This window comes from Neorhizobium sp. 05N33 (genome assembly GCF_056397445.1).
This window is the reverse complement of the sequence record NZ_JBFTNK010000001.1, coordinates 72,471-97,797: the sequence shown is the minus strand read 5'-3', so window position 1 is coordinate 97,797 and position 25,327 is coordinate 72,471. Positions and strand designations below refer to the sequence as shown.

Annotated in this window: 25 protein-coding genes and 2 pseudogenes; 9 read left to right on the top strand and 18 right to left on the bottom strand. The window is 59.7% G+C overall.

Annotated elements, in window-relative coordinates:
• Positions 1 to 192: 192 nt before the first annotated feature.
• The 6 genes from AC1DLT_RS00475 to AC1DLT_RS00450 form a co-directional block, all read right to left on the bottom strand.
• Positions 193 to 384: a hypothetical protein gene (locus AC1DLT_RS00475; RefSeq protein ID WP_040124909.1), complete on the bottom strand. Its 192-nt coding sequence runs from the start codon at positions 382 to 384 to the stop codon at positions 193 to 195.
• A 116-nt stretch (positions 385 to 500) separates the two neighbouring features.
• Complete coding sequence (locus AC1DLT_RS00470) at positions 501 to 1,196, bottom strand: TfuA-like protein (protein WP_477485498.1); 696 nt, start codon at positions 1,194 to 1,196, stop codon at positions 501 to 503.
• The gene (locus AC1DLT_RS00465) at positions 1,193 to 2,344 is read right to left on the bottom strand and encodes a YcaO-like family protein (RefSeq protein WP_477485497.1); all 1,152 of its coding nucleotides are present in this window, start codon (positions 2,342 to 2,344) and stop codon (positions 1,193 to 1,195) included. Before AC1DLT_RS00465 ends, AC1DLT_RS00470 begins: the two co-directional genes overlap by 4 nt.
• 19 nt (positions 2,345 to 2,363) lie before the next feature.
• Complete coding sequence (locus AC1DLT_RS00460; RefSeq protein WP_477485496.1) at positions 2,364 to 2,582, bottom strand: hypothetical protein; 219 nt, start codon at positions 2,580 to 2,582, stop codon at positions 2,364 to 2,366.
• Between the two features lie 31 nt (positions 2,583 to 2,613).
• Entirely contained in the window at positions 2,614 to 4,425 is a 1,812-nt protein-coding gene (locus tag AC1DLT_RS00455) for a tetratricopeptide repeat protein (RefSeq protein ID WP_477485495.1), read from the bottom strand.
• Positions 4,426 to 4,437: 12 nt separating this feature from the next.
• Positions 4,438 to 4,878: a helix-turn-helix domain-containing protein gene (locus AC1DLT_RS00450; RefSeq protein ID WP_151046383.1), complete on the bottom strand. Its 441-nt coding sequence runs from the start codon at positions 4,876 to 4,878 to the stop codon at positions 4,438 to 4,440.
• Between the two features lie 592 nt (positions 4,879 to 5,470).
• On the opposite strand from AC1DLT_RS00450, the gene AC1DLT_RS00445 reads away from it, so the two are divergent.
• The 8 genes and pseudogenes from AC1DLT_RS00445 to AC1DLT_RS00410 form a co-directional block, all read left to right on the top strand.
• Complete coding sequence (locus tag AC1DLT_RS00445; RefSeq protein ID WP_477485494.1) at positions 5,471 to 6,415, top strand: sugar-binding transcriptional regulator; 945 nt, start codon at positions 5,471 to 5,473, stop codon at positions 6,413 to 6,415.
• Positions 6,416 to 6,494: 79 nt separating this feature from the next.
• The gene (locus AC1DLT_RS00440) at positions 6,495 to 7,124 is read left to right on the top strand and encodes an SIS domain-containing protein (protein WP_477485493.1); all 630 of its coding nucleotides are present in this window, start codon (positions 6,495 to 6,497) and stop codon (positions 7,122 to 7,124) included.
• A gap of 4 nt (positions 7,125 to 7,128) precedes the next feature.
• Entirely contained in the window at positions 7,129 to 8,619 is a 1,491-nt protein-coding gene (locus AC1DLT_RS00435) for a xylulokinase (RefSeq protein WP_477485492.1), read from the top strand.
• Positions 8,588 to 9,616 (top strand): ABC transporter permease, encoded by a 1,029-nt coding sequence (locus AC1DLT_RS00430; protein WP_477485491.1) that lies wholly within the window; start codon positions 8,588 to 8,590, stop codon positions 9,614 to 9,616. Before AC1DLT_RS00435 ends, AC1DLT_RS00430 begins: the two co-directional genes overlap by 32 nt.
• 62 nt (positions 9,617 to 9,678) lie before the next feature.
• Entirely contained in the window at positions 9,679 to 10,635 is a 957-nt protein-coding gene (locus tag AC1DLT_RS00425) for a substrate-binding domain-containing protein (protein ID WP_477485490.1), read from the top strand.
• Positions 10,636 to 10,700: 65 nt separating this feature from the next.
• Positions 10,701 to 12,194: a sugar ABC transporter ATP-binding protein gene (locus AC1DLT_RS00420; RefSeq protein WP_477485489.1), complete on the top strand. Its 1,494-nt coding sequence runs from the start codon at positions 10,701 to 10,703 to the stop codon at positions 12,192 to 12,194.
• The gene (locus AC1DLT_RS00415; RefSeq protein ID WP_477485488.1) at positions 12,191 to 12,841 is read left to right on the top strand and encodes a beta/alpha barrel domain-containing protein; all 651 of its coding nucleotides are present in this window, start codon (positions 12,191 to 12,193) and stop codon (positions 12,839 to 12,841) included. The genes AC1DLT_RS00420 and AC1DLT_RS00415 overlap by 4 nt, the downstream gene beginning before the upstream one ends.
• Positions 12,765 to 12,929 (top strand): annotated as a pseudogene (locus AC1DLT_RS00410) (ribbon-helix-helix domain-containing protein); the annotation flags it as partial. The gene AC1DLT_RS00415 and the pseudogene AC1DLT_RS00410, both read left to right, overlap by 77 nt.
• A gap of 52 nt (positions 12,930 to 12,981) precedes the next feature.
• Here the strand turns inward: AC1DLT_RS00410 and AC1DLT_RS00405 are convergent.
• From AC1DLT_RS00405 to AC1DLT_RS00350, 12 genes and pseudogenes are all read right to left on the bottom strand, one after another.
• A complete protein-coding gene (locus AC1DLT_RS00405) occupies positions 12,982 to 13,317 on the bottom strand; it encodes a helix-turn-helix domain-containing protein (RefSeq protein ID WP_477485487.1) in 336 nt (111 codons plus the stop codon).
• 221 nt (positions 13,318 to 13,538) lie between these two features.
• A pseudogene (locus tag AC1DLT_RS00400) lies at positions 13,539 to 13,778 on the bottom strand (SMP-30/gluconolactonase/LRE family protein); the annotation flags it as partial.
• A 323-nt stretch (positions 13,779 to 14,101) separates the two neighbouring features.
• A complete protein-coding gene (locus AC1DLT_RS00395) occupies positions 14,102 to 14,995 on the bottom strand; it encodes an amidohydrolase family protein (RefSeq protein WP_477485486.1) in 894 nt (297 codons plus the stop codon).
• A 67-nt stretch (positions 14,996 to 15,062) separates the two neighbouring features.
• Complete coding sequence (locus AC1DLT_RS00390; protein ID WP_477485485.1) at positions 15,063 to 16,043, bottom strand: substrate-binding domain-containing protein; 981 nt, start codon at positions 16,041 to 16,043, stop codon at positions 15,063 to 15,065.
• A 44-nt stretch (positions 16,044 to 16,087) separates the two neighbouring features.
• A complete protein-coding gene (locus tag AC1DLT_RS00385) occupies positions 16,088 to 17,098 on the bottom strand; it encodes an ABC transporter permease (RefSeq protein WP_477485484.1) in 1,011 nt (336 codons plus the stop codon).
• Positions 17,095 to 18,600, bottom strand: a complete 1,506-nt coding sequence (locus AC1DLT_RS00380) for a sugar ABC transporter ATP-binding protein (RefSeq protein ID WP_477485483.1) — start codon at positions 18,598 to 18,600, stop codon at positions 17,095 to 17,097. The genes AC1DLT_RS00385 and AC1DLT_RS00380 overlap by 4 nt, the downstream gene beginning before the upstream one ends.
• Positions 18,601 to 18,612: 12 nt before the next feature.
• On the bottom strand, positions 18,613 to 19,872 hold the full coding sequence (locus AC1DLT_RS00375) for a TRAP transporter large permease subunit (protein ID WP_477485482.1): 1,260 nt from the start codon (positions 19,870 to 19,872) through the stop codon (positions 18,613 to 18,615).
• Positions 19,869 to 20,399 carry a TRAP transporter small permease gene (locus tag AC1DLT_RS00370; RefSeq protein ID WP_477485481.1) on the bottom strand — a complete coding sequence of 177 codons (531 nt, stop codon included), beginning with the start codon at positions 20,397 to 20,399 and terminating at the stop codon, positions 19,869 to 19,871. Before AC1DLT_RS00370 ends, AC1DLT_RS00375 begins: the two co-directional genes overlap by 4 nt.
• Positions 20,400 to 20,425: 26 nt before the next feature.
• Positions 20,426 to 21,430: a TRAP transporter substrate-binding protein gene (locus AC1DLT_RS00365; protein WP_477485480.1), complete on the bottom strand. Its 1,005-nt coding sequence runs from the start codon at positions 21,428 to 21,430 to the stop codon at positions 20,426 to 20,428.
• A gap of 65 nt (positions 21,431 to 21,495) precedes the next feature.
• Complete coding sequence (locus tag AC1DLT_RS00360) at positions 21,496 to 22,533, bottom strand: transketolase family protein (RefSeq protein WP_477485479.1); 1,038 nt, start codon at positions 22,531 to 22,533, stop codon at positions 21,496 to 21,498.
• A complete protein-coding gene (locus AC1DLT_RS00355) occupies positions 22,530 to 23,369 on the bottom strand; it encodes a transketolase (protein ID WP_477485478.1) in 840 nt (279 codons plus the stop codon). Before AC1DLT_RS00355 ends, AC1DLT_RS00360 begins: the two co-directional genes overlap by 4 nt.
• 29 nt (positions 23,370 to 23,398) lie before the next feature.
• Entirely contained in the window at positions 23,399 to 24,160 is a 762-nt protein-coding gene (locus AC1DLT_RS00350; protein ID WP_477485477.1) for an SDR family NAD(P)-dependent oxidoreductase, read from the bottom strand.
• A gap of 141 nt (positions 24,161 to 24,301) precedes the next feature.
• Here AC1DLT_RS00350 and AC1DLT_RS00345 point away from each other — a divergent pair, with 141 nt between their 5' ends.
• Positions 24,302 to 25,168, top strand: coding sequence for a LysR substrate-binding domain-containing protein (locus tag AC1DLT_RS00345; RefSeq protein WP_477485476.1), 867 nt, complete (start codon positions 24,302 to 24,304; stop codon positions 25,166 to 25,168).
• Positions 25,169 to 25,327 lie beyond the last annotated feature (159 nt).

Here is a 25,327-nt window from a genome sequence, read left to right as displayed (position 1 = left end):
ATTTCCTGATTGAACTGGACGACAGCGACAGCTGTATGGAGGTTCCACTGCCGCAGGGCCGCCCCCAGCGGTTACCCCCACTGCGGCGAGGGCTCGACGTGCTTCCATACCGCCCGTCGAGCCCTTCGTGCCGCCCCCACTGCACCGTTCAGCGACATCAACCGTCGCTCACTATCCGATCGCGGTTCCCGCCTATTGATAGGTTTGACTTGGTGTTTTGCGTGAGTGCTTGGCCGCCGTAACATCCAGATCACCAGTAAGCTCCTTGGTGATCGCTTCAAGCGTCACGGAAAGTCCAGCCTCGACCTCGATCGATTTGAGACCCTTTGCGATCTCTCTCGCGTAGATCACCAACCTCGCCAGAGCGACGAGTTCTGCTTCCATATCAATTTGCAAATCCGAGCATGCCATGCACCAACCCCCAACCTGTGCGGGCAATCTAAAACTCTTTGAGGGCGTCGGGCGTGACATCGGCGTGACACAACGCATGGCTGATGACGCTAGTCATCGCGCCAGAGAGATGTTCGGTTAAATTCAAAGTGGGTGGGGGGAGAATAGGCGTCGGCGTGACGCAGGGCATCGATCAGGGCCATGGCGTCCGCTCTTTTTTGGTCCACATAGTTGTGGCGAAGAATTCGCAGCAATTCGTTGGCGCGCCCACTCGCAATCTCCAAGCAGTTTGCCACGACCGCGTTCCAGCTACGGGCCTTGAAGAACAAAGATCGCGCGCTTTCCGTGAGATGCCGCGCTTCCCGGGCGGAGATCAGACCGCGCGTGCAACAGCCGGCGATCGTTGCGTCGACGTTGACCATCGGAATGGTGATAGCGACATATCCAAGCTCTTTCGGTCCATGCAGAAGAGCGACATCCGCATCGTCGATACGGGTTTCGCTCGCATAGGCCGCAAAGATTTCCCCAATGCCGATCATGCCGAAGGCGTGACACTCTGCCGCTCGCAAGGCACCCATGCTCGCCGCTCCAAAGACCGCCACGCCTTTCGAGAGACCGTAGAGAATTTCCTTGTGCCAGACGGGGGCGACATATTCGAAGGCGCCGTCGATCAATCCGATGGCCCGCGCGCCCTGGTCGACTGCCAGCCGCACGTCTCCCTGCATCGCCGGCGGCCTCACAATCATATCATCAGCAACGAAACGTCCTGCCTCCGGCAGGCTTGGACCGACAAAAAGTACTTTCATGAGCTAAACGATGCTGTCATCGCCCTGCCGCCAAATCTGTGCCGTCGTTCTCCCTCGGGGCTTTCCAGTCCGGGCACCAATATCTTGACGACCGCAAAAGGTGATGTCGGCTCGCTCAATCGGACGGCGATTGCTTGCGTGATACCCGACCGCTCCAAGTTCCCCAGGATTCCTGCGAGGTCGCCTGGACCGGGCAAAGGCGCGCTGCGTGAAGGATCCGCAGAAAACAACTTTAGCAACCGCTCGGGCAGCGGTCGCCGATAGGTCTCATGGAATACGTCATCGCGTGCGCCGCTAATATAAGTGACCCGGGACTGCGCGGCTTCCGTCAGCGCGCGTATGGCAGCGCGTTCGGGGGATGGATGAGCACCGCAGCCGAACGTCACGTCGACATATCGCGGCGCGCGGGACGCGAGCGCGGCATTCGCCGCAAGGAAGGCGCCGATACACGGTACGCCGATATCGCTTGTCATGTCGAACATGCGCAGCAGGATGCCCGCATCCTCGATCTTCACGATGAGGGACCTAATGTCCTCATCGCTGAATGCGTCGGGTTCCAGACACCTGGAGTGCTGACTGGATTGAGGAAGAACCTGCCACAAGACATGAGCGTCGCGTTCGACGCGCTCGAGAAGACCGTGGAAAATTGCCTCGTCATATGTGTTGCCCGATGCAAGGCCATCCGAAGATTGCCAGTATCGGCAGTTCGACAGGGTCCGATCGAGTGACACGGCTTCGGCCGGAACGTAGACGCGATCAAAACTGAAGAGGTCTTCTCCCGCCGCAAATGCCATAATTTCGGTTGCTCGGGGAGGGGACTGGTTCCGGCCAAGAAGCGGCACAAGCAAATCGACACGCTCGTCGGCATCCGAAAGAGCTGACGCGGAGACATTCCTGATCGGCAGGAACGGATTGCAAGCAACGGCCCGCTCTATGGCCTCCATGACCGCGGATGTTCGCGCATCGGCATCGGCAAGTCCTTTGCCTTGAGCAACCACGATCGATTTTGCGTTTGGAGTATAGGCGCACCAGACCGGAATGCCGATATGATCGAGTCCGGTCTGGCGGCCGATACGGGTTATTCCAAGCGTCTTCAGAAAAGGACGCACCCGCTCGTAGGTCTCCTCGGGTAAGCAGATGCGGTCCATCGCTTACGCCGTCGGCAGCTTAGCCATCGAAGACACCGGAGAAAGCCTGTTCGGAAGAGGAGACTGCAACCGCCAGGTTGACGTCTTTGACAATTGTTCCCCCTACATTTCTAAGATCGTTTGCCGCAGCCAGCGGTCCGGAAACTGGCGGCTGCATCGGCAGGACCGTTCCTGCGTCAATGTCCGCGAGATAAAGCTGATCGTCTCCGGGCAGCCCGATTATCACAACTCTTGCCATATTTACCCCTCAGGTTGTTGGCACGAAAAATCTAAAATCCGGCTTTCATCAGGCCCTCTCGGTAGAGTTCCCTCTGCCATTGTTCTTTCACCGGGAGCACGGAAAGCCATTTGTCGAGATCGAATTGCGGGTTGAGCTCCTGAGCCCTGCGGCGATGGACGCGTGCCTTTGCGGTATCGCCGGCCATGGCATAACTCGCCGCAAGCAATCTCCGGGCCGACGAGGAGTCCCCCATTTGATCTATGTAGCTGACAGCCTGATGAAATTCACCCAGGAAATAGCTGGCGCCAGCCGCAATCCAGAAATAATCGTCGGGGCATATCGGATTTAAGCGGATAGCTTTGCTGATCTTCGCCAACCCATCGGCAGGCTTCGATGCATGAACCAAAGCGTCGGCATATCCGCATATTGCGTCGGCAAGGTGCGGGCTCAATCCCTCCGCCCGATCGAATGCCTCCAGGCTTCCGTCGACATCGCCGCGGTAAAGCCTCGATAGCCCAAGCTCCCTGTGCGCCGATGCCAGTTCCGGCTCCAAGGCCACCGCTTTTCTTGCCGTTTCTTCCGCCTGAACCAGCAGCTCTGTCTCTCCCCGCGCCGTCAAGACCCATTCCCAGGAGTAGGTACGGGACAAACCCGCCAACGCCGGCGCGAAATCTCCGCGCATTCTCAGCGTTTCTCGAAAGGCATTTCTGGCCCGGCGCACGTCAGGGAGCGTGAACTTGTTGAGATGCTGGGCACTTGCAAGATAAGACCTATAGACATCCGGATGAGCACGGTAATCAGCGAGCACAATTTCGGTGCGCTGCAGGTGGTCGCTGATGGCCATCACGATCATCTGCGCCACTTGTCTGCGGTGTGAAGCAAGTGAGCTGGCGTTGAGGCGGAAACGCTCCGCCCACAAAACGCTATCCGAGGGAAGGAACACCATCTGTACGAAGAGGCCTTCGCTGCTGATGTTGGTGTCAAGGACGTAGGAGATGGAATGTCTCTCCAGCTGGGCCATCTTATCCGCATCCTGCCGGATGCGGGCTGCCGTATACGGAGCAACGACCGCCACCGTCCTCAAGGAGCAAAGACTTATCGTGATATCTTCCATCAATGCCCGGGCTGGATAAGCAGAGTTTTGCTCCGCTTCCTGGGGGGGTAGCAATACCAGCCGGGGGAGTTCCATGGGCATTTGGGGGACGATTGCTGTCCCCATGGGCAACGTGAACTCGGCTCGACCGATCGATGATTTAGAGGATCCGATTTGGTCTTCATGACGATGCGCCCCAAACAGCACCTCGCGTACGGCAGAATCGCCCGGATCGTGTTCGAGGAGTTGTTTTGCGCTATCCTTGACATCGGCCCATTCCGACCGACTTGCCGCGGCTGCTTGTGCCTCGAAGAGCCCCGCGCGAAAACGTTGCCACTGGACCGAACGTTGTTTCTCGACCCATGGTTTCAGGCCGACGGGTAAATTGGCTTCATCCATAAACTGCCGCGTCATCAATTCCGACATCGCGTTCAATCGCGGCAGCGCTTCAAGATCATTGGAGAAGACGGAGAAATCCGCCTCAAGCGGCTCGGTGGACCGCTGTACGGTCGAAGCCGTGAAATCGAGTGGAGCGGGCCAGCCGTCCATGGCGCATTTGCGCACGCGCTCGGTCATCTTTCGAAAGTTGATTTTGGCGGCGTCTTGATCGCCTGCCCAAAGCAGCCGCGCCAGATAATCTCGCGGCAGCTCAAATTCATCGCTGGCCAACATATAGGCGAGGCCGAACAGTGCCTTCTGTGGCAGTGGCACTGTCCCTCGTTCCTCGTCAGCAAGCCAAAGGCCGCCGAATGTCACAAGCCGGAGCATCGGAATGATCCGTTAACGCGTTGCGCCCGGATCCGCGTGATCGCGATCCAGACCTGACGGGGGCCCCAAGGATTTGACCAGTTGAACGATGTTTTGGCGCAGCTTCGCATTTGCCACCCTCTGGAATGCCAGATTGAGTTCCACCCCCTCACGGGTTGCCAGAAAGGAGGTCACCGCATCTTCCTCGTGCACGACAGGCTTGCTATCGGTTGCCGATGACGGGGTTGGCGCATCGGCAAAGAAATAGCCGACAGGCGCGTTCAGTATAGTTGCAATCATCTGAAGACGACTGGCGCCAACCCGATTGGTTCCCTTTTCGTATTTCTGCACTTGCTGGAAGGTAATCCCAAGCCCGTCGGCCAGTTTCTCCTGGGACATCTTCAGCATGGCCCGTCTCAATCGGATCCTTGATCCAACATGTACATCAATCGGGTTCGGCTTCTTCTGATCCATCACTGTACCCTCCGTCACGGCTACACAGTGGTATAAACCGAGACTTCGTGCAACTAGGACCTGTCGGCAAAGGTGTGCACTTTTTGAGAATCTACGGCAGGTGCATCATGCCGGTTATGGAGGGCAGGGCATCAGCCACTTTCGCGCAAATGGGCGATAAACACTTCGGCCGGGTTTTGCATCCAAGGCATTTGCGTGGCTGCGCATTCAGGTGACGGGCAAGGTTGTCGCTATGTGACGTCGGATAGATCGGTGTCACCGTGGCGGCGGTCGGACAAGGTGAGCTGCGAATAGCAGTGCTACATGTCGCACTTGGAAATAGAATGTACCTCCACACGTGCAAAGGTCGCATAAGAGATATTATGGAACTTGATTCGATCTGTCACGCTTCAGCCGGGCGCCTCCCAAACTTCCCCAACGAAGGTGAACGTCAATCCTCGTTAGATCAGCCTGCTTCGTCGCGCTGGACCAAAGGATTTTGCTTCTGCTTGAGGTGCTCGCCGGACCGAAGCTCCGCGCGCCGTTGCCCCTCCGCGCGCAATCTGTCAAATAGATCAGGCCAATTCCAACAAATGAGCACAGGTGTTCTCAAATGCCGCGGCGCCCTCTACAGAAATTGCAGGCCTCCCTTGTTGCCCGTCGCTTCTACATCGAGCAAAAAACCAAGTCACAGATTGCGGATGAACTCGGAATATCGAGGTTCAAGGTTGCACGGTTGCTGGATACGGCCCTCTCCGATGGGATCGTCAAGATCGAAATCAACGACCAGGGAGACATGAACATCGAACTGGCGGAAAAGCTTCGGCAGAAATACGGCTTGAAAGCAGCTCTGGTCCTCGACGGACCGGACCTCCATGCAACTGAGCTATTCGATTCTCTCGGGCTACTCGCGGCAGATTTCCTGGAGGAGTCGCTTATCGACGGACAGTTACTCGGTATTTCCTGGGGACGAACGCTGTCCGCTACTGCAAAGGCGCTCAGCCGCCTGCCGCGGGTTGACGTCGTTCAGGCAGGTGGAAGCCCCGCTGGCCTCGATCTTTCCCAGAACCCAACCGAGTTGGTCCACCGCTTCGCAAGAACGAGCGGAGGCGCCGCGTATGCGCTGTTCGGGCCGATGTGGGTGGACGACCCGGATCTAATTGCAAAACTCCGAAACGAGACGTCTATCGCGAACGCCATGTCACGATACGACAGGATTGACGTTCTCGCGGTCGGCATCGGTTCATGGAGGCCGGCAGAGTCGTGTCTTTGCTCCGGATTTCCTGAGAATTGGCGACGGGACGCCTTGAAGAAAAACGTATGCGCCGACGTCTGTGCGACCCTGATCGACGAAGAAGGTGCAAGTGTCCCTAGCCCCCTTGATCAAACCGGCTTGTGTCTCAGCACCGACCAGCTTCGGCGCATTCCAGAGCGCATTGGCATCGGCGGCGGCCTCGAAAAGGTCGATGCCATCAGGGCCGCGTTGAGAGGGCAATGGGTAACGACCCTCATCACGGATGCCGGCGTGGCGCGGAAATTGATGGCCGGAATTCGATAGCGCTCAAATGAGCACCAATGCACTCACTTGACGATTTTTAAAGCCTGTCCTATGATGGTCGCCATCAGGGAGGCTTTTCATGCAGTCGGAACACGAATGGGTTGGACGCGCTAAGCAGGTTATCCGTGCGGATGCCTCGGCAATCCTTGGCGCGCTTGCGGGAATCGACCATACTTTTCTTGAGGTCGCCAAGAGATTCATCGAGTGCAAGGGCAAGGTCCTGGTCACCGGGAGTGGCACCTCCGGCGCGATCGCCAGCCGTGCAGCCCATCTCCTTTCTGTAGGCGGTACACCCGCCTTCTACCTCCCGCCGGCCGATGGTCTTCACGGAGGGCTGGGTGTCCTTCAGTCAGAAGATCTCGTCCTTGCTCTCTCAAAGGGCGGAAGCTCGGATGAACTCAACGACTTTTGCGAACGCGCAAAGACGCTCTGCGCGGGGCTGATCTCGATCACGGCAGATCCCGCGTCACCGCTGGCGCTTATGTCGGACTACGTCATCAAGTTGACGCTTCCGGCGGACAGCGATCTCGGCGCGGTCGTAGCGACCGGAAGCTCGCTTGCGACGGCGGCAGTAACCGATGCGCTGGTCGAGGTTTGCCGCGCCGCTCGTGGCTATGGATGGGACAGACTTCTCTTCACGCACCCTTCGGGCGCCGTCGGCCGCGATGCAGAAGACAGCCTCAAGCGCCTTCAGATCGTAGAGGACTGAGCACATGCAGCGCGATCTGGTCGCCGGTATCGACTCTTCCACTCAGTCCTGCACCATAGTGCTTCGCCGCTTGGAAGATGGTGTCGTCGTGGCGGAGGCTCGCAAGCCACATCCTCCGACGACGCCGCCGCGGAGCGAGCAGCCGCCTGAGGCTTGGTGGCAGGCACTTGTCTCGGCGTTCGGCGACTTGACCGCATATTTACCCCGCATTGCCGGCGTCTCAGTTGGTGGACAGGGCCATGGCCTCGTGATGCTCGGTTCTGATGGGCTGCCGCTTCGAGATGCCAAGTTGTGGAACGACACCGAGGCCGCGCTGGACGCTTCGGAACTCCGCCGAAAGCTCTCCCTTAAGGAGTGGGCGCAGCGCACGGGATCCGTTCCCGCACCGGCTCTGACCGTCAGCAAGCTCGCATGGACGGAACGGGTATTTCCCGGCCTGGTTGCCAAGGCCAAGCACATAATGCTTCCATCGGACTACCTCCTCTACAGGTTGAGTGGCCGGATTGCGACGGAACGCGGCGTCTCCTCGGGAACCGGCTATTTCAATCCTTTCACGAACAAGTGGGATCCCTCCCTCGCCGACCTGGCCGTACCTGGCATAGACTGGGAACGGGCCCTCCCTGAAATCATTGCATCCAGCGACGCATCGGGACAGGTCCAGCGGATCGAAGGACTCGAAGCACTTGAGGGCGCCGTTGTCGGCGCCGGTTCCGGCGACAACATGACCGCCGCGCTTGGCATGGGTGTTCGCGAAGGCGACGTCGTCATCTCATTCGGCACTAGCGGCACTCTTTACGGCCGAACCCCTGTCGGCATCAAGGACGTCACCGGCTCGATCAACGGCTACGCCGATGCAAGCGACGCCTTTCTTCCGATGATCACCACCCTCAATTCGGCGAAAGTGACGGATGCGTTTCGTAGAATCCTCCGTGTTACGACGGACGAATTCGACACGATGGCGCTCGCCGCCGAGCCAGGATCAAGAGGCCTTGTCCTGATTCCATATCTCGACGGCGAACGCACGCCCGATCTCCCATATGCGACCGGCGTACTGGCCGGAATTCGCAGCGACATAGAACCGGGACAGATTGCGAGAGCGGCGATCGAAGGGGTCATTTGCGGACTGCTGGAAGGCGGCGATTTGCTCGCTGCCGAAGGACTTGAGGCGGACGGCCGCCTGATCGTGACAGGTGGTGCCTCCCGATCCAGCGCCTACCGCCAGATCCTCGCCGATTTGACGGGAAGACAAATCTGGACCTGCAATCTGCCAGAAGCGGCGGCGGCAGGCGCCGCCGTACAGGCTGCCGCCGCCGTCGGTGGACACCACACCTCGCGAATCGCCGAACAATGGGAGCCGCGATATGACGTCGTGGCGGAGCCGGGCGCGGGAGACGTCGGCCGAATGGAAGAAGTGCGGGGAGCCTACAGAGCTGCCCTGCCCCTTGCAAAGTGGAGGAAGGACAATGACGGACATGACGCAACTCCAGCCGCATGAAGGTAAGGGAATAAGAGTTCCTGCCGAAGCAGGTATCGCATTCGTTCTTCTAGTCGTGATGATCGCTGGCGCAATCGCGTCACCGAACTTCCTCACTCTGTCGAACATGTTCGTGCTGCTCCTTAACGGAGCCGTCATCGGCTTCCTCTGCTTGGGACAGTCCTTCGTTCTTTTCACCGGCGGCATCGATCTGTCCTGCGGCTCCGTCGTGGCGATGACCTGCGTCCTTGCTGCGGTCTTCATAGAATACATCGGTCTGCCGTGGCCGATCGCTGCGGTTCTCGTGCTCGGATTCGGAGCACTCGCGGGCGCACTCAACGGAGTGATCATCGACAAGACGGGCGTGCCGCCGTTCATCGTGACCTTTGCGATGATGGGCGTGGCTGCTTCTGTCCCGCAGATTATCACTGGTGCGGAATCTATCCGTGTGATGGATTTCGGCTACCGCTTCATCGGCCAGTTCAAACTTTTCGGCATCCCGTTCCCGGTCATCGCTCTGGTCGTTGCTGTCATCGCGGCGGCAACTTTCATTAAGCGAACGGTGACCGGCACCCATATTTTTGCGGTTGGCGGAAACGTTGAGGCCGCCCGCCTGGCAGGCGTCAGCACTTCGCGGATCACGATCCTGGTCTATGCGATCTCAGGCTTCTGCGGCGCGTGCGGCGGCCTGATATATGGTTCCCGTTTGATGACCGGTTATCCGACCGCGGGTCGCGGTGACGAGCTTTTCTTCTCGATCGCAGGTGCCGTCGTCGGCGGCGTCAGCCTGTTTGGCGGCATAGGCTCGATCTGGGGCGCTATGATCGGCGCGACGCTGATCGCGACCATCTCCAATCTCATGAACGTGTTGAACGTCAGCGCTTATTGGCAACCGCTCGTCATCGGCGTGATCATCCTCGTCGGCGTGACCTTCGACACCATGCGTTCCTCCAGCCGGCTTTCCCTGCCTTGGATCGCCGCGCTGAAGAAAAAGTTTTCGGCAGCGCCTGAGGCGTGAAACGAGACGGCGCCGGCCGGACCGGCAATGAATGAAATTCATCATCCACAAGGAGGAGTACGATGAAGAAGGTTATGAAGAATTCGATATTGGCGGCATTTGGAATGTCGCTCGCGATGTCGGCGGCAGTGGTCAATGCCCAGGACAAGAAGGTCCTCGGCGTCGCCCTTCCGAACCTGACCAATCCCTACTACGTCGCCATGAAGAAGAGCTTCCAGGAAAACGGGGCTAAGCAGGGCTTTGAGGTACGCGTCCTCATTGCCGATAACGACGATGCCAAGCAGCTTTCCCAGGTTCAGACGATGATCCAGCAGGGCGTGAACGCGGTCGCGCTCAATTGTGTCTCCTCAGGCCCCTGCGTCGCATCCGTCTCGGAGCTCAACCAGGCAAAGATCCCGGTCTTCACCATCAACCTGCTGCCGGATCCGGCCGGCCTCAAGGCGGAGAACCTGAAGGTTGAGCAGGCCGTCCAGACCGATCAAAAGGCTGGCGGCGTTTACATCGGCAAGCAGCTCCTCAAGGACATCGGCGCCGATGGCAAGGCCGTGATTGGGATCGTAGGCGAGCCGACCTCGGTCGCAGCAAATGCCCGTGACGACGGCTTCAAGGAAGCACTTGCTTCCAATCCGAACGTCAAGTTCGTGGCGCTCGTCAACGGAAAAGTCGAAGAGACGACGTCGCTGAAGGTCACCACCGAAATGCTGCAGGGCAATCCCAAAATCACCGTAGTCTACTCTGACACCGAGCCGTCCGCACTCGGTGCTATTGCCGCCATTCAGCAGCTCGGCCGCGATGACGTGAAGCTCTATGCGTTCGTCGACAAACTTGGCGTGAAGCATATCGAGGAAAACTCGATCCTCAAGGCCGGCGCCATCCAGGAGCCCGCAAAGCTCGCCCAGATCCAGGTCGAGAATATCAAGAAGTTCCTCGCTGGGGAAAAGCTCGAGCCGGTTATCGACAGCCCTCCCCTGCTCGTCAACAAAGACAACGCCGGCGCGACGGTCGACAAGGCCTACTAACCACGCCCGGACGCGCGGACCTGTTCGCGCGTCCACCTCCCATCGGTAGATTTGAGGTAGATGAAATGTCGACCTACAAGGCAGAAGGCGTCACGAAGTCCTTTTCAGGTGTGGGGGTGCTGCACGGAATCGACTTCGAAGTGAAGCCAGGTACTATTCACGGGCTTTTCGGTCACAACGGCGCTGGCAAGTCCACTTTGCTCAAGATCCTCGCTGGCGCTCAGTCGCCGGACGACGGCGTAATGGCAGTGGACGGCAAGGTCGTACGGCTCTCTTCACCCAGAGAGGCGCTCTCTCAGGGAATCGGCTGCGTCTACCAAGAGCTTCGTCTTATCCCGAACCTTACCGTGGCTGAAAATCTCTTCCTGGGGCGCGAGGTCACCCTTGGCGGTTTCAAATGCACCGCCGAGATGAACAACTATTCCAGGACGCTGCTGGCGAGTTACGGTCTCAACATCGACGTGACTCGTAGTGTTAAGGGCCTCTCCCACCCTGAGAAGCAACTCATCGAGGTGATCGCCAATCTCGAGGGCAAGGTACGCTATTTGTTCCTCGACGAGCCGACGACAGCACTAGACGGCAACCAGTCGACCGAGTTGCTCGCGCACGTCCGTCGCATCGCGCTCGAGCGAAACATTGGCATTGTGCTTGTCTCCCACAAGCTTGATGAAGTGCTAACCGTTTGCGATGAGGCGACCGTCCTGTCTGGGGGGCGAGTGGTTTATTACGCTGCCGGTGCTGACGTCAGCAAGCGGGAGATCATTGGTGCAATCGTCGGCGACGCCCATGGGCAGCAGACCACAACCCGGCGCGCGCCCCGCGCGGCCGAGGATGTTTTCCTGCGGGTGCAGGGGTTGGCCGGCAAGAGGCTCAAAGGCGCCGACATCGAGGCGCGCCGCGGCGAAGTCCTCGGGCTGTATGGTCTTGTCGGTTCAGGTCGCACCAGATTCCTCAGGACTCTCTACGGTATGGAGCCTGCCTTCGCTGGGACAATCGAGATCGCTGGGAAGGCATACGAGCCGGTGAATCCGAAGCGTGCCATTGCAAGGGGGATCGCATTCCTCACCGAAGAGCGCAAGGTGGATGGCTTCATTCCATTGATGTCTTCGTTCCAAAATGTCGTGCTGTCCACGTTGATCAAATATCGGCGGCGGGGGTTCGTCGACATTGCAGCGGCAAGGGCGTCGGCACAACGAACTCTCGCCTCGATTGGCACGCGAGGTCGTCTTGATGCGCCCACCAGATCGCTCTCGGGCGGAAACCAGCAGAAGGTGCTGCTTGGGCGGATTATTGAACAGGGCGCAGATCTGATCCTACTCGACGAGCCAACGAAGGGCGTGGACATCGGCGCAAAGTCGGACATCTATGACATCATCCGACGCCTGGCTGACGAAGGCAGGTGCATCGTGGTCGTCTCATCGGAGGAGGAAGAGCTCGTCGAGATCTGCGATCGCATCGCGATCTTTCAGCACGGCTATTGCGCGGCTGAGCCAAAGCCGGTGGGCGAATGGTCCCATGCAAAGCTGCGTGAAGCGGCATGGGCGCCCACAGCAACATGACGGCGCTTTCGGCATCCGTTTATGCGGCCGATCCGTTTCGCCTGGCGGAAGAGATTGAAGCGGTCCTCGCTCACGTCGAATCCCTGCATCTTGATGTTATGGACGGGGTATTTGCCCCTGAATACGGCCTGACCACGAGAGTCATACGCGACCTTAGTGAATGCACTTCTACACCCTTGGACGTGCACCTCATGGTGGCGCGACCGAAACAGTCTGTGATCCGATTTTCGGAGATGGGTGTGAGGTCGATTGCGATCCATTTAGAGGCGGAGGAAGACTTCGGGGTGCTGTCGAAGATCGTTCGCAGCAATGGAGTGAGGGCCTATGCCGCGCTTCGGCATACTACGCAGGTGTCGGCGTTAGAAGAAGTTGCAGAGCATTCGGATGGTTGCCTTTTTCTGACGGCCCCGGCTGGGGGCGGATCCTTTGACGAGCATGCGTTTGCGCGCCTTAAACGACGTCCCATCGGACTTTACACCGTCGTGGACGGAAAGATCGGCCCCGATCACTTCAAGCGACTGGATGAACTTCGGGTGAATCTTGCTGTCGTGGGAGCAGCCCTTTTCATAGATGGCGAACCCAGGGAACGATCAAAGGCCTTCTCACAGATGCTTACTGGGGAAGTTATCTACCAGCATCCAACTTGAAGCAACTTTCTGGGCTTTGATTGACGAGATTGCGCCACTGCGCGCTTCCTATCGGCTCCACGACGAGGGGCTCGAAATAAACCGCGCTGATTTCCCAATCAGCCCGGGCGCTGTTGGCGGCGTCATAGTCAAAAGGCATCCTACGCAACCTCACCCGCCCGCAATGGGTGCGTTCGGGGTTCTGAGGAAGAACAATCGCGTCGATGACCTCGGACAGCGGTAGGTGAGAACCCGAAACGCCTGCGGAATCGCGAAGCAAATCGTGAAGCAGATTCGTAGCCGACGTCTCTAGCGATACTACCCACAGGCAAATCCGTTGATTGCAGCAGAGAAAGTGCATGCGTCATTCGCAGATCTGTAAGAAGGGAGCTGAGGCTTGAGTCTTCTGCAGCGAGATGTCGTCTCAGCGTCGCCTCGCTCATATGAAATTGGCCTGCAACAATTGCTGCCGTCCACGTTTCATCAAGCTTCGCCATCAATCTCTCGCGCACGCGTTGCGAGAACGTACTGTGAAACAGCGCCGAAGGTTGACCCCTATGATCGTTTCTATAAGCGCTTGATTTACTGAGATGAAACGGAGTTCTGGTGGGGTCACGATCGGCGCCGGTGATGCCCCCAAGCCTCGTTGTGAATTGGCAAACACAATCAGGCGCTTACCGCATTTTCGAACAGGGTCAACCTTCGGTGCCGTTTCACACAGGCGCCTGCGCCGGTAGCGATCAGCCACAATAGTGACGGAATCGTCAAGTTCCGTGCGTGTTACACGGTGCGTGCCATGTTCGCACGTTACCAGCCTGTCGCGCGTATTGCCGTTGGCAAAGTTCAAGGGCTGTCGGAACGTAGAGACCCCAGCGCCTGGAGACCAGCGGAGGATGCGCTTGTTCGGAATGTCGGAAAAGAGGAGGCATCCTGCATCACCGAGCCAGACCGGCCCCTCTGGATGTTTTGACTTTCATATCTCAAGGGCCGCCGCCTCCGTCGGCCGCTATTTTGGCTGCTTTGTAGTTCTCGAGGCGTCTTAGCTGCCTCCGGCTCCACCAACCCGTCCGGATGCAGGATCGTTCTCGATCGTCCCCGACCCTCTCTAAAGTCATGGTCACCATTTGACGGAGCTTGATCTGGTGAACGGTCTTCGAACTCGTGATCTGCATGGCCTCTACGTCTGTCGGCCTTGGCTTGCCTATGAGATCTTGAACCGCGTCAGTCTTGCGCGGCCCTTTTGCTGGCGTTGTCGAAGCCGCATTGATCCGACCGAGTTCGTCAGATCCGGTAAAGCCGCGCAGCGTTGTCATGGAACAAGGATCTCCGCTCGCTTTCGGCAAAGGTCTTCGAAATCTCCTTGAACGACTCGAATATCGCGTCGTAACTCGAGAAAAGCTTGTCGACGGGGAAGTTCGAGGCGAACATGCAGCGCTCCACCCCGAAAGCAGCGATCGCCTCTTCGACATAGGGCCGGATCTCTTCGGTGCTCCAGGACCAATTGCCCATGCCAAGGCCGGAAATCTTGCAGGCGACGTTGGCCGCCTGCGCCAAGGTCTTCATGCCTTTGCACCACCCTTCGAAGTGTTCGGGACCATCCACCTGCATGCCCGTGTGATTGAGGATGATCTGCACATCCGGAAAGTCGCGCGCCAGTTCGAGAAACTCCTCCATCTGCCAGTAATAGAGCTGCAGGTCGAAACTCAGGCCCCGTCGCGCCAGTTCCCTGAAGCCCCTGCGCCATTCCGGTGTACGGCTGACCTCCGCCTCGGTCCGATACGTCTTGGCCGGGTCGGTATGAAAGTTCATCGACTGCCTTATGCCGCGGAAGTTGGCATACTGCATGTGCTGGTCGAGCAGGTCGCCGACGTCGTCTTTGCGAAGATCCGCATAACCGACGATGCCATGCGGGAAACCATGTTTGTCGGCCACCGCCTGCAGCCAGCGCGTCTCGCCGGCCGGATCCTTGGGATCGTAGCCGACATCGAGATGCACCGCCTTGACCAGGTTCTGGTTGCGCGCATCGGCAAGAAAATCCTCGATGAGATAGGTCTTGTTGATCGCGGTATAGTCGCCGAATGCGGACGGCTTCACGCCGTCGGAGAGCCACGGGTAATAGTTGTTGTCCAGATCCCACAGATGGAAATGGGGATCTATGATGGGAAACTGGTCCATGCTTCGGATTCCGCTCCTATGGGTAAAAGGGTCGGGTACGGCGTCGAGGACCCGCACCCGCTTCATGTCACTTGGCCGGCGGGAAGACGCGGGCGATGACGGCCTTGGCTTCCGGTGAATCGACCTTGTCGGCCGTGACCAGCGGCATGACCAGGGCCAAATCCTTCTTGACCGGAACCTTGGTCAGAGCGTTGAAGACCTGTTGCGTCCCGTCGATGCCCTGCCCAACCGCTTCCTGGAAGAATATGCCCTGGATCGCGTTCGCTTTCAAAAGCGCGATCGTCGTCGGGCTGCCGTCCGCGACCGCGACTCCGACCTTTCCAGTGAGGCCGCGGGTCTGGAGAACTTTGGCGGCACCGGTTCCCGCTTCGTCATACATGCCGTAGATCCCCTTGATGTCGGGATGGGCGGTCAGCATGTCGTTTGCCTGCGTGACGGCTTCGTTGACGGTCAAGCCGCGGGTCTCGAGAATCTGCGCCAGCGTGCATCCATCCGTCTTGAATGCCTCCTCGGCACCCTTGAGGTACTTCTGGGCGTTCTCGCGGTCCTGCGGCAGCGACAGCATGCCGACCTTATTGCCGCCGCGATCCTTGGCGAGTTTGCAGACGAAACTTCCCTGCGCCTTGCCGGTTTCGTAATTGTTTGCGGTCACCGACGACGTATAGTCGGTCTGGCCCGGCTGCGGACCGATCCCGGCAAAGGCGATGGGGATATTCTGCGACTTCAGATAGGCAAGCAGTGGCGGCGTGCTGGTCGAGCTGACGGGACCGATGACGATCGCATCGACGCCCTTGGTGATAGCGGTGCGGGCATTGTCCATCTGCTTGGCCGGCGAGTTTTCCGAGGTATATTCGACATAGTCCATGCCGAGTTCCTGAGCCTTCTGCTTCACCCCGTAACCGACCCACTGCCAGTAGGAGATGTCGAGCGACGGCGCCAGATAGGCGACGGTCTTCTTTTCCTGTGCCTCGGCCGGGGCGTTCGCGAAAATCACCGCGAGTGCCAGGCCTGTCGCAAGCGCAAGGCTTCTCTTTTTCTTGGTTTTCATTTCAGTTCCTCCTCCAATACGCCGGACGATTCCGGCCTTATAATTCAACGTCGACTGCGCCGTGACTTGCCGAAGCGGTCGATGAGTACCGCCGCAAGGATGGCGAGCCCGGTCACGGAGCCTTGCCAGAAACTGTTGATGCCGATGAGATTGACCCCGTTCTGGATGACCGTGATCATCAGTGCGCCCAGCACCGCTCCGACGGCCGTGCCCGTCCCGCCCAGCAGGCTGGCTCCGCCGATGACGACCGCCGCGATCGCCTGAAGCATCAGGCTGGAGCCCGCCGTCGACTCGGCGTTGAGGATGTAGGAGATCGTCAGGAGGCCGGAAAAAGAGGCCAGAAGCGACGAGGCGACATAGGCCATGAACTTCGTTCGCTTGACTGGAATGCCGAGCAGATAGGCGGCGGTCGAGCTGCTGCCGACCGCATAGAACCACCGCCCCGCGACCATCTTCTTCAGGAAGAATTCGATGGCGATCAGAAGCACCAGGCAGAATAGAATGTAGTTGGGAATGCCCGGAACGAGACTTCCACTATTGAGCAGCCAGAAATCCGGATCGCCGATCGGCATCGAACGGCCGTTGGTCACGATGAAGGCGAGTGACCCCGCTACGGCGAAGGTGATCAGCGTGACCACGAAGGGAGCAAGCCCGACGACCGTCACCAGGAAGCCGTTGATCGATCCGAATACGAGCCCAACCGAAAGACCAGCGAGCGCGGCACCGACGCCGCCCAGTCCCTGTGCCATCGCCTGTGCAGTCACCATGCCGGTCAGCGAGAAAACCGACCCCACCGACAGATCGATACCGCCCGTGATGACGACAAGCAGCACGCCCAGAGACATGATGATGAGCGGTGCGCCCGCCTGGGTGATGTTGGCGAAATTGCCCCAGCTTAACGCCTGCGGCACCTGGTAGCCGACGGCGAGAGCCACGAGCGCGATGGCGAATGCGATGGCGATCTCCGTCCGATAAGCCGAAAGCAGGCTTTCCCGCTGCCTTGTCGTCGGCTCCTGCCCCGCCTTGGCCGAACTTGTGTCTGGTGCGTATGTCATGCCGCCATTCCCGTCATGTTCGCGAGAGCATCCTCGCTTAAATCCTGCTTTTCGATCACGCCGGCGCAGCGGCCTTCTGTATCGAACGCCACCACCCGGTCGCAGACCTCCAGGAGCTCGGCGTTTTCCGTCGACCACCAAACGATGACCGTCCCGCTTGCCGCCATCTGACGGATCAGCTGGTAGATCTCCTTCTTGGTGCCGATGTCGACGCCGCGTGTCGGCTCCTCCAGCACGAGAAGACGGGAGGAAAGGCCGAGCCAGCGGGCGAGCAGGAGCTTCTGCTGCGTCCCCCCACTCAGCGTGTCGGGCAGGTCCCAGATCGAGGCTGCCTTGATCTTCAGTGCCTCGACCAGATCCAGGCACTCCGCCCTCTCCCGCCCGCTCGTGAAGACGCCGTGACGCAGGATGCGGCGCGAGGCCATCACGTTGTCGATGATGGGAAGATTGCCCAGAATGCCCTTGTGGGCGCGGTCGCCGGTGATAAAACCCAATCCGGAACGGGCGGCCTGCCGGGGGGATGTGAAGGCCTGCGGCCAGCCGGCCCGCGCAACCGTCCATCGCCTTGCTTTCGCCGCTCCGACCAAAGCCGAAATCAACGAATCCGGGCCGACCGGAGCACCCGCAACGCCGAGGATCGTTCCCGGAGCCAACGTAATTTCGACTTCTGCGTCCCGGAGGACGAGCGTGTCGTCGCCGAAAGCCGGCGCACTTCGGGGCACCGGACGTGCCGTCCCCCCGCCCTCGACCTGCCTCGCGTTGATCTGGCCCATCTTCTCGATGATCGCCGTGTCCGACAGGCTTCCCGTGGGGACCCGGTCGATGACGGTCCTTCCGTCCCGAATGATCGTGCAGACATCGGCGATCTGCCTGATCTCCTTCATCCGGTGCGAGACAAATACGATGGCCAGGCCGTTTTCCCGGGTCAGCCGTCTCAGCACAGAGAACAATCGCTCCGTCTCGAGCGCCGTCAGGTTGGCGGTCGGTTCGTCGAGAAGGATAAGTTCGGCCCCGGAGGAAAGCGCCCTTGCGATCTCGACCATCTGCCCTTGGTGGAGGCTGAGATCGCCGACCGTTTCGTGAAGCGAGGTGTCGGCGAATTCCCGGTCGATGATCGCCAGAGCGTCATGGGCCTGCCGCCACGACCGCTTGCGGTCAAACAGGCGCAGACCGATCGGAAAGCGCGGCAGGACGATGTTCTCGGCGACCGTCAGATGCGGCAGAAGCGCCAGTTCCTGGTGGACGACTGCCACTTTCGACCTGCCCTCGGCGCCACTCAGCGGATTACCGGCCGCATCCCTGAACGCGATGTCGCCGCCATCCTTTCCGGTGAGCCCCGTGATGATACGGATCATCGTCGATTTTCCGGCACCGTTGCCGCCGAGCAGTGCATGAACTTCGCCCCGCGTCACCGAAAAATCCACGCCTTTGAGAACGGATGTGGCGCCGTAGGACTTGGTCAACCCCTTGACCCTTGCGACAAACTGGGAGGCATCTTCCATCGCGTCCGCCTCCTAGTAGATCGTCAGCGCCGGGATGAAGCTCACGGCGAGCAGCAGCAGCATTGCCATGCCGAAGAACGGCCAAAGCTCACGTGTGGTCGCTCCGAGCGGCGCTCCGGCGATCGATGACGAGATGAACAGCGTCGTGCCGATCGGAGGCGTGTAGAGCCCGATGCCGAGGTTGATGACCATCATCAGGCCGAGTTGCACCCGGTCGAGGCCGATGGCATCGGCCATCGGCACGAAGATCGGTCCGAGCAGCAGGATGGCGGGCGGCATGTCGAGCGGCATGCCGACGATCAGCATCAGGACGTTCATCATCAAGATGATGACGATCGGGCTGGAGATATTGGCGGCAACCCATTCCGCCATCTGCTGCGGCGCCTGATCGAAGGTGAGAACCCAGCCGACGGCAGCGCTGCCCATGATGACCAGCATGACGACGCCGGTGGCTACTCCCGCTTCCACCAGGTTGTCGCAGAAGCGTTTCCAGCTGAGATCGCGGTAGAACAACAGGCTGAGCAGCAGCGAATAGACGACCGACAGCACGGCGACCTCGGTCGGCGTCGCGAACCCGAAGCGAAGCAGGAGAATAATGAGGATCGGCAGGAGGATCGCAGGAAGGCTCTGGATCGCGAGCCTTGCGAGATCGCGCTTGCGGATTCTGACCTCCTCGGCGGCATATCCCCTGCGGACCGAGATGAACCAGCAGACGAAGATGAAACTCACCGCCATGATCAAGCCAGGAAGGATGCCCGAGATGAACAGGTTCGCGACGCTGACACCGCTGATCAGCGAGTAGAGGATCATGGGGATCGAAGGAGGGATCAAAACGTCGATGACTGAAGAAGTCGCGTTGTTGGCCGCACAGAGCGCCGGCGGAAATCCCTGCCGCTTCTGCCACGGGATCAGCACCGAGCCGAGCGCACTGGCATTGGCAACCGCGGATCCCGAAACACCACCGAAGACGACGGAAGAGACTACGGTCGTCGAGAGCGGCCCTCCGCGCCACCGCTGCATCGCGCGGGAGGCGAGTTCCAAGAGCTGCTTGCCGAGTTCGCCGCCGAGCATCAGCGTGCCCGCCAGCATGAAGAACGGCAGGGCGAGCATCGGAAACGACTGGGTCTGGTCGTAGACCTGCTGGGCGACCACGGACAACGGCACGTATCCGTTGAAGAGAATGCCGAGGCCGGCGGCGATGATCAGCCCGTAACCGACCGGCACCGCCAGGACCATAAGCACGCAGAACGAGATGATCATGATCAGCGTCACAGGGACATCTCCTCGGTCTTGATCTCGATCCGGGCTTCCCAGCCGAACCGGAGCACGCGGATGGTTGCAGCGGCGGTGACGATCGACACCAGGAAGGCGCCGACGGCGAGCGCATAATAACCAATGCTGTTCGGCAGCCGCAGGACGGGGCTCTGTTCCATGCCGGCGATTTCGGCCACCACGATCGATTGATAGGCGAGGATGACAAAGGCGATGATGCTGATGACATTGGCCAGGACGAAGGCCGAAATCCGCATGCCGCCATCAAGCTTGTCATAGAGCCATTCGACCGCCATGTGGCCGCCGGCATGGGCTGCAACGACGATCCCCGCCAGGATGAACCAGGGGAACATCAGCATCGGCAGCTCCTGGGCGAAGGAGAAACCGCCGCTCTGCGATGTGTAGCGGGCGACGACATTGGCCGTCGTCACCACCGTCAGCGCGATACCGCTGGCGATGACGACGAAACGGGACAGCACTACGATTGCGCGCGATAGCATGTCGACGCCCTGCAGCAAGCTTTGCATGGAAGACTCCGTTCACTGGAAAGGGATTAGGCCCTTGCTTCCGCTTCGATCCTGCTGACGAAATCGCCGAACGGTTTCTTCTTCCAGTTTTCGGCCACGGAGGCGGTCGCCTTGGCAAAGGCTGCCCGGTCGACTTCCACCACTTCGATGGCCGCGTTCTTCTTGAAGGTTCCGAGAACCTGCTCATCCTTTTCGGCAGAGAGTTTGCGCTGCAGGTCACCCGCTTCCTTCGCGGCGGCCTTGACCGCCTCAAGATCAGCTCCGAGTCGGGCCTGGGCGATCTTCGACATAAGGACCGGCGTCGACTCCCACTTATGGGCCGTCAGGCTGATGTACTTGTTGACCTCGAAAAGTTTCGAGCTTTCGATATTGGCGAGCGGGTTTTCCTGGCCATCCACGACGCCCTGCTGCAGGGCGATATAGAGTTCACCGAAAGCGATCTGTTCGGTGCCTGCACCGAGCGCCTGGAAGATGTCGATCGTCATCGGATCGGCGGGCGTTCGGATCTTGAGGCCCTTCAGGTCACCGGGCACCGCAATTTTCCGCTTGGAATTGGTGAGATGACGAATGCCGTTGTCCCACCAGTCGAGCGGAACGACGCCGACGGTCTCGAACCGCTTGTTCAGTTCGGCGCCGACCGGGCCGTTCAGGACCTTCATCGCCTTTTCCGTATCGGGAAACAGGAAGGGAAGCCCGAGAGCCGCCAATTCCGGAACAAGGGCCGATGTCGCGCCTTGGCTGTTGGCGGTAAAATCGAGCGCCCCCGTGCGAAGGCTGGTCAGCATCGCGGAGTCGCTGCCAAGTGTCTCCGCGCCGGCGACATTGATTTTTACCCGGCCGGACGTCTTTTCCGCCACGAGCTCCGCGAATTTGGCAGCGGCGATCGTGCGCGGATTGCCGGGGGCCGCACCATGACCGAGAGTGAGGGTTGTCGCGGCTCTGGCCGGCCGTACGCCGGCCACCAGTGCGGGCGCAGCCAAGGCACCCGCCGCAACAGAAAGAAATCCACGCCGATTGATATGCAAGCTCATATTCTCCTCCGTAATGTGCTTACGCCAGTTGTTTTGCCCGTCTCTCCCTGACGGGCACTCAGGGCTTATTCATTCAGCCAGGACTTGATCGCCGCCTCCACCCTCACCGTCGACAGTCCATAGCGCTCGTGCAAGGTCGGCAGGGCTCCAGCCTCGAGGAATTCGTCGGGAAGCGCAATTTGGCGGAAAGCGGCCGGCCGGACGCCGGAGCGCATGAGAACTGCTGCGACCGCCTCGCCCAGCCCACCGATCAGCGTGTGATTTTCCGCAACCACGACCAGCCGGTTCTGCTTGCGGCATTCGGCCAGAATGGCCTCCTCGTCGAGCGGCTTGATGGTCGGCACATGCAGCACGCCGGCATCCACGCCGTCCTTCTGCAGGTGTTTCGCAGCCTCGAGCGCACGCATCGTCATGAGGCCGGATGATATGATCAGGGTATCCCTGCCGTCACGGATGAGCTTGGCCTTGCCGAGTTCGAACCTGTAGCCGTACTCGTCCAGGACGAGTGGAACATTGCCCCGCAGGAGACGCATATAGACCGGCCCCCTGTGTGCCGACAAAACCGGCACCGCCTGTTCAATCTCGCTTGCATCACAAGGATCGACGATCGTCAGGTTCGGCATGCCACGGAACATGGCTATGTCCTCGGTTGCCTGATGGCTGGGGCCGTATCCCGTCGTCAGCCCCGGAAGCGCGCAGACGATCTTCACGTCCAGCATCTCTTCCGCAATCGCAAGGCAGATGAAGTCGTAGGCCCGCCGCGAAGCGAACACGGCATAGGTCGTCACCCAAGGCTGGAATCCCTCGCGCGCCATGCCGGCGGCCGACATCATCAGAAGCTGCTCAGCCATGCCCATCTGGTAGAAACGGTCCGGATGGGCCGCCCTGAAGACATGCAGATCGGTGTATTTTGCGAGATCTGCGGAAAGACCGACGATCCTCTCGTCACGCGAGGCGAGTCCCGCCAGAGCATGGCCAAACGGGGCGGATTTCGTCGGCTGGTCCGCTCCCGCGATCGAGGCAATCATCGCCGATGTCGTAAGGCGCGGACGGTCGTCGCCATGGGTCAGCTGTTCCGGCCGGACATATTTCGAGCGCCTCATGCCACCACTCCCGCGTCGATGATCCTGATCGCCTCGGCCCATTCATGTGGCTCGACCCGCAGGAAATGGTTGCGCTCGCGCGCCTCTAGGAAAGGCACGCCCTTCGCCATCTTGGTGTCGCATATGATGATGCGCGGCTGCTCGCCACTGTGGTGGCGCGCCGCATCGAAGGCAGCGACCAACGCAGCGATGTCGTTTCCGTCGACGCGCTGGACGAACCAGCCGAAAGCTTCGAATTTCGCACCCAGCGGTTCGAAGTTCAGAACGGCCATGGAGGGGCCGTCCGCCTGCATCTGGTTGACGTCGACGATACCGATCAGGTTGTCGAGCTTATAGGAGCCTGCCGACATTGCGGCCTCCCAGGTCGATCCCTCGTCCAGTTCTCCGTCCGAGAAAAGGTTGTAGACGAACGAGGCGGATTTCTTGCGCTTCAGCGCGAGCGACATTCCGACGGCAATGCCAAGTCCGTGGCCGAGCGATCCGCCGGTTATCTCCATGCCCGGCGTGTATGCCGCCATGCCGGACATCGGCAGTCGACTGTCGTCGGTCCCATAGGTCTCAAGCTCGTCCTCGGGGATGATCTTGGCCTCGATCAAGGCGGCATAGAGGGCGATTGCATAATGCCCGATCGACAGAAGGAAGCGGTCGCGCCCTTCCCATTCCGGGTCTTCCAGCCGGTAGTTGGTCGCATGGAAATAGGAAACGGCAAGGACGTCGGCAATTCCGAGCGCCTGGGCGATATAGCCCTGGCCCTGCACCTCGCCCATCCGCAGCGCGTGGCGGCGTATGCGCCGGGCGCGCTCGGAAAGACTGATATTGTGACCGATCTGAGCCATTGACGAGAGATCTCCCCTAATTGTGCCGGTCAGTGGATCAGCATGCCGCCATTGACGTCGATCACGGCGCCGGTGACATAGGCGGAGAGATCGGATGCAAGGAACAAGTAGATATTCGCCACATCGCGCGCCTCGCCGAGGCGGCTGAGGGGAATCCCCCTGATGATCTCGGCGCGCGCATCGTCGCCGAGCTTGCCCGCGGTGATATCGGTCTGGATCAGCCCCGGCGTCACCGAATTGACCCGGATGCCGGCGGGACCGAACTCGCGCGCCATGGCCTTGGCAAGTCCAAGCACACCCGCTTTCGCTGCCGAATAATGGGGGCCGCCGAAAATCCCGCCGCCGCGTTGCGCCGACACGGAGGACATGCAGGCGATCGACCCGCCGCCGTTTTCGCGCATGTTCGGAATGAAAGCCTGGCTCAGAAAGAGAACGCCCGTCATGTTGACGTCGACGATACGATGCCAGTCGGACTCGGTGATTTCGAGCGTCTTCACGGGCTGGGTAATGCCCGCATTGTTGATCAGCACATTCACCGAGCCGAAGGCGGCCACGACGGCTTCCGCTGCAGCCTGGCAGGAAGCCCGGTCGGATACGTCGCAGCCAAGTCCAATGTGGCGAACCTGCTCGGAGGTCGAAAGCTCGGCCGCAGCCTCGTCGGCAGCCCCGGCATCGATATCCAGGATCGCGACCCTGGCACCATGCTGCGCGAACAGTTCGGCCGTGGAGCGGCCAATGCCGCGCTTGCTCGCCGCGCCCGATATAACCGCGGTCTTTCCCTGCAGTAGCATTAAATCTCCTCCCGATGCTCTCCCGGCATCTGGCAATTCCGGTTAAGGGACGAGACATCCCCGGGCGAATTTGTGACCGAAGACCGCCAAGGCGACAAACGCGAAGTTTACACCGGTAGGTGAATATGTTTCATTAATCCGATGCTGCACCTTACCTCGCTCTCTGCGATGCGCATATTCGAATCGGCTGCCCGCCTTGGCTCTTTCCGAGCCGCTGCGGAAGAGCTCAACCTGTCCCCAAGTGCTATAAGTCACGCGATCTCCAAGCTGGAGCGTGATCTGGGGACGGCCCTGTTCGAACGAAACACCCGCAACGTCACCTTGACCCTGGCGGGTCAAACGCTTCTCAATCACGCATCCAACGCGTTCGAAGAATTGCGACGGGGTGTTGAGATGATTTCATCGAACAAGGCCCACCTGCTGCGCGTTCACTGCGCCCCAAGCTACGCTGCCAAGGTTCTTTCCCCACGTCTGCCTGCGTTCCTGAAGGAAAATCCTGAGGTGGAGGTGCGCGTTGCGTCCAGCACCACCTATGCACGCTTCACGGACGGTCTGTTCGACGTGGATATCATCTACGGGGAACCGCAGAACAGAGAGGATCTCATCGTGATCCCACTTGCGGAAGAGATCGTATCGCCTCTCTGCTCTCCGGAGATGGCTTTATCGCTGAGATCCATCCGCGACATCTTAAGGTTCCCGCTGATCCGCAGCGATCTGAAGCGAATTCAATGGATCGACTGGTTTGAAGCGAACAACCTCGGAAGTCCTCCTGTGCCGACGATGAGCTTCGATCGGAGCTTTATGGCCCTGGACGCCGCAGCAAATGGTCTAGGCATCGCGCTGGAGTCCAGTATTTTGGCTCGTTCTGATCTGGAGTGCAGGCGGTTGGTCCCGGCTTTTGCCGGAGCTTGTCGAGACAATCGCTATATCGGCCACTATCTCGCCTATCCGAAAACCGGAAGCCAGAGGCGATTGGCGAAGGTCTTTGCCGAGTGGCTGGCAAGATAATCCCCTTCAGGGAAGTCGAGAAACGGACTGGATCGGATGTGGCATCCAGGAAACCGGCACGCACAACAACAAGGAAAAGCGACAATGATGGTGTCACGAGCAGGAAGCTCGGTATGACAGGACAGGCTGGAGCAGGTAGGAGGTCCCAGGCTTCCAGGA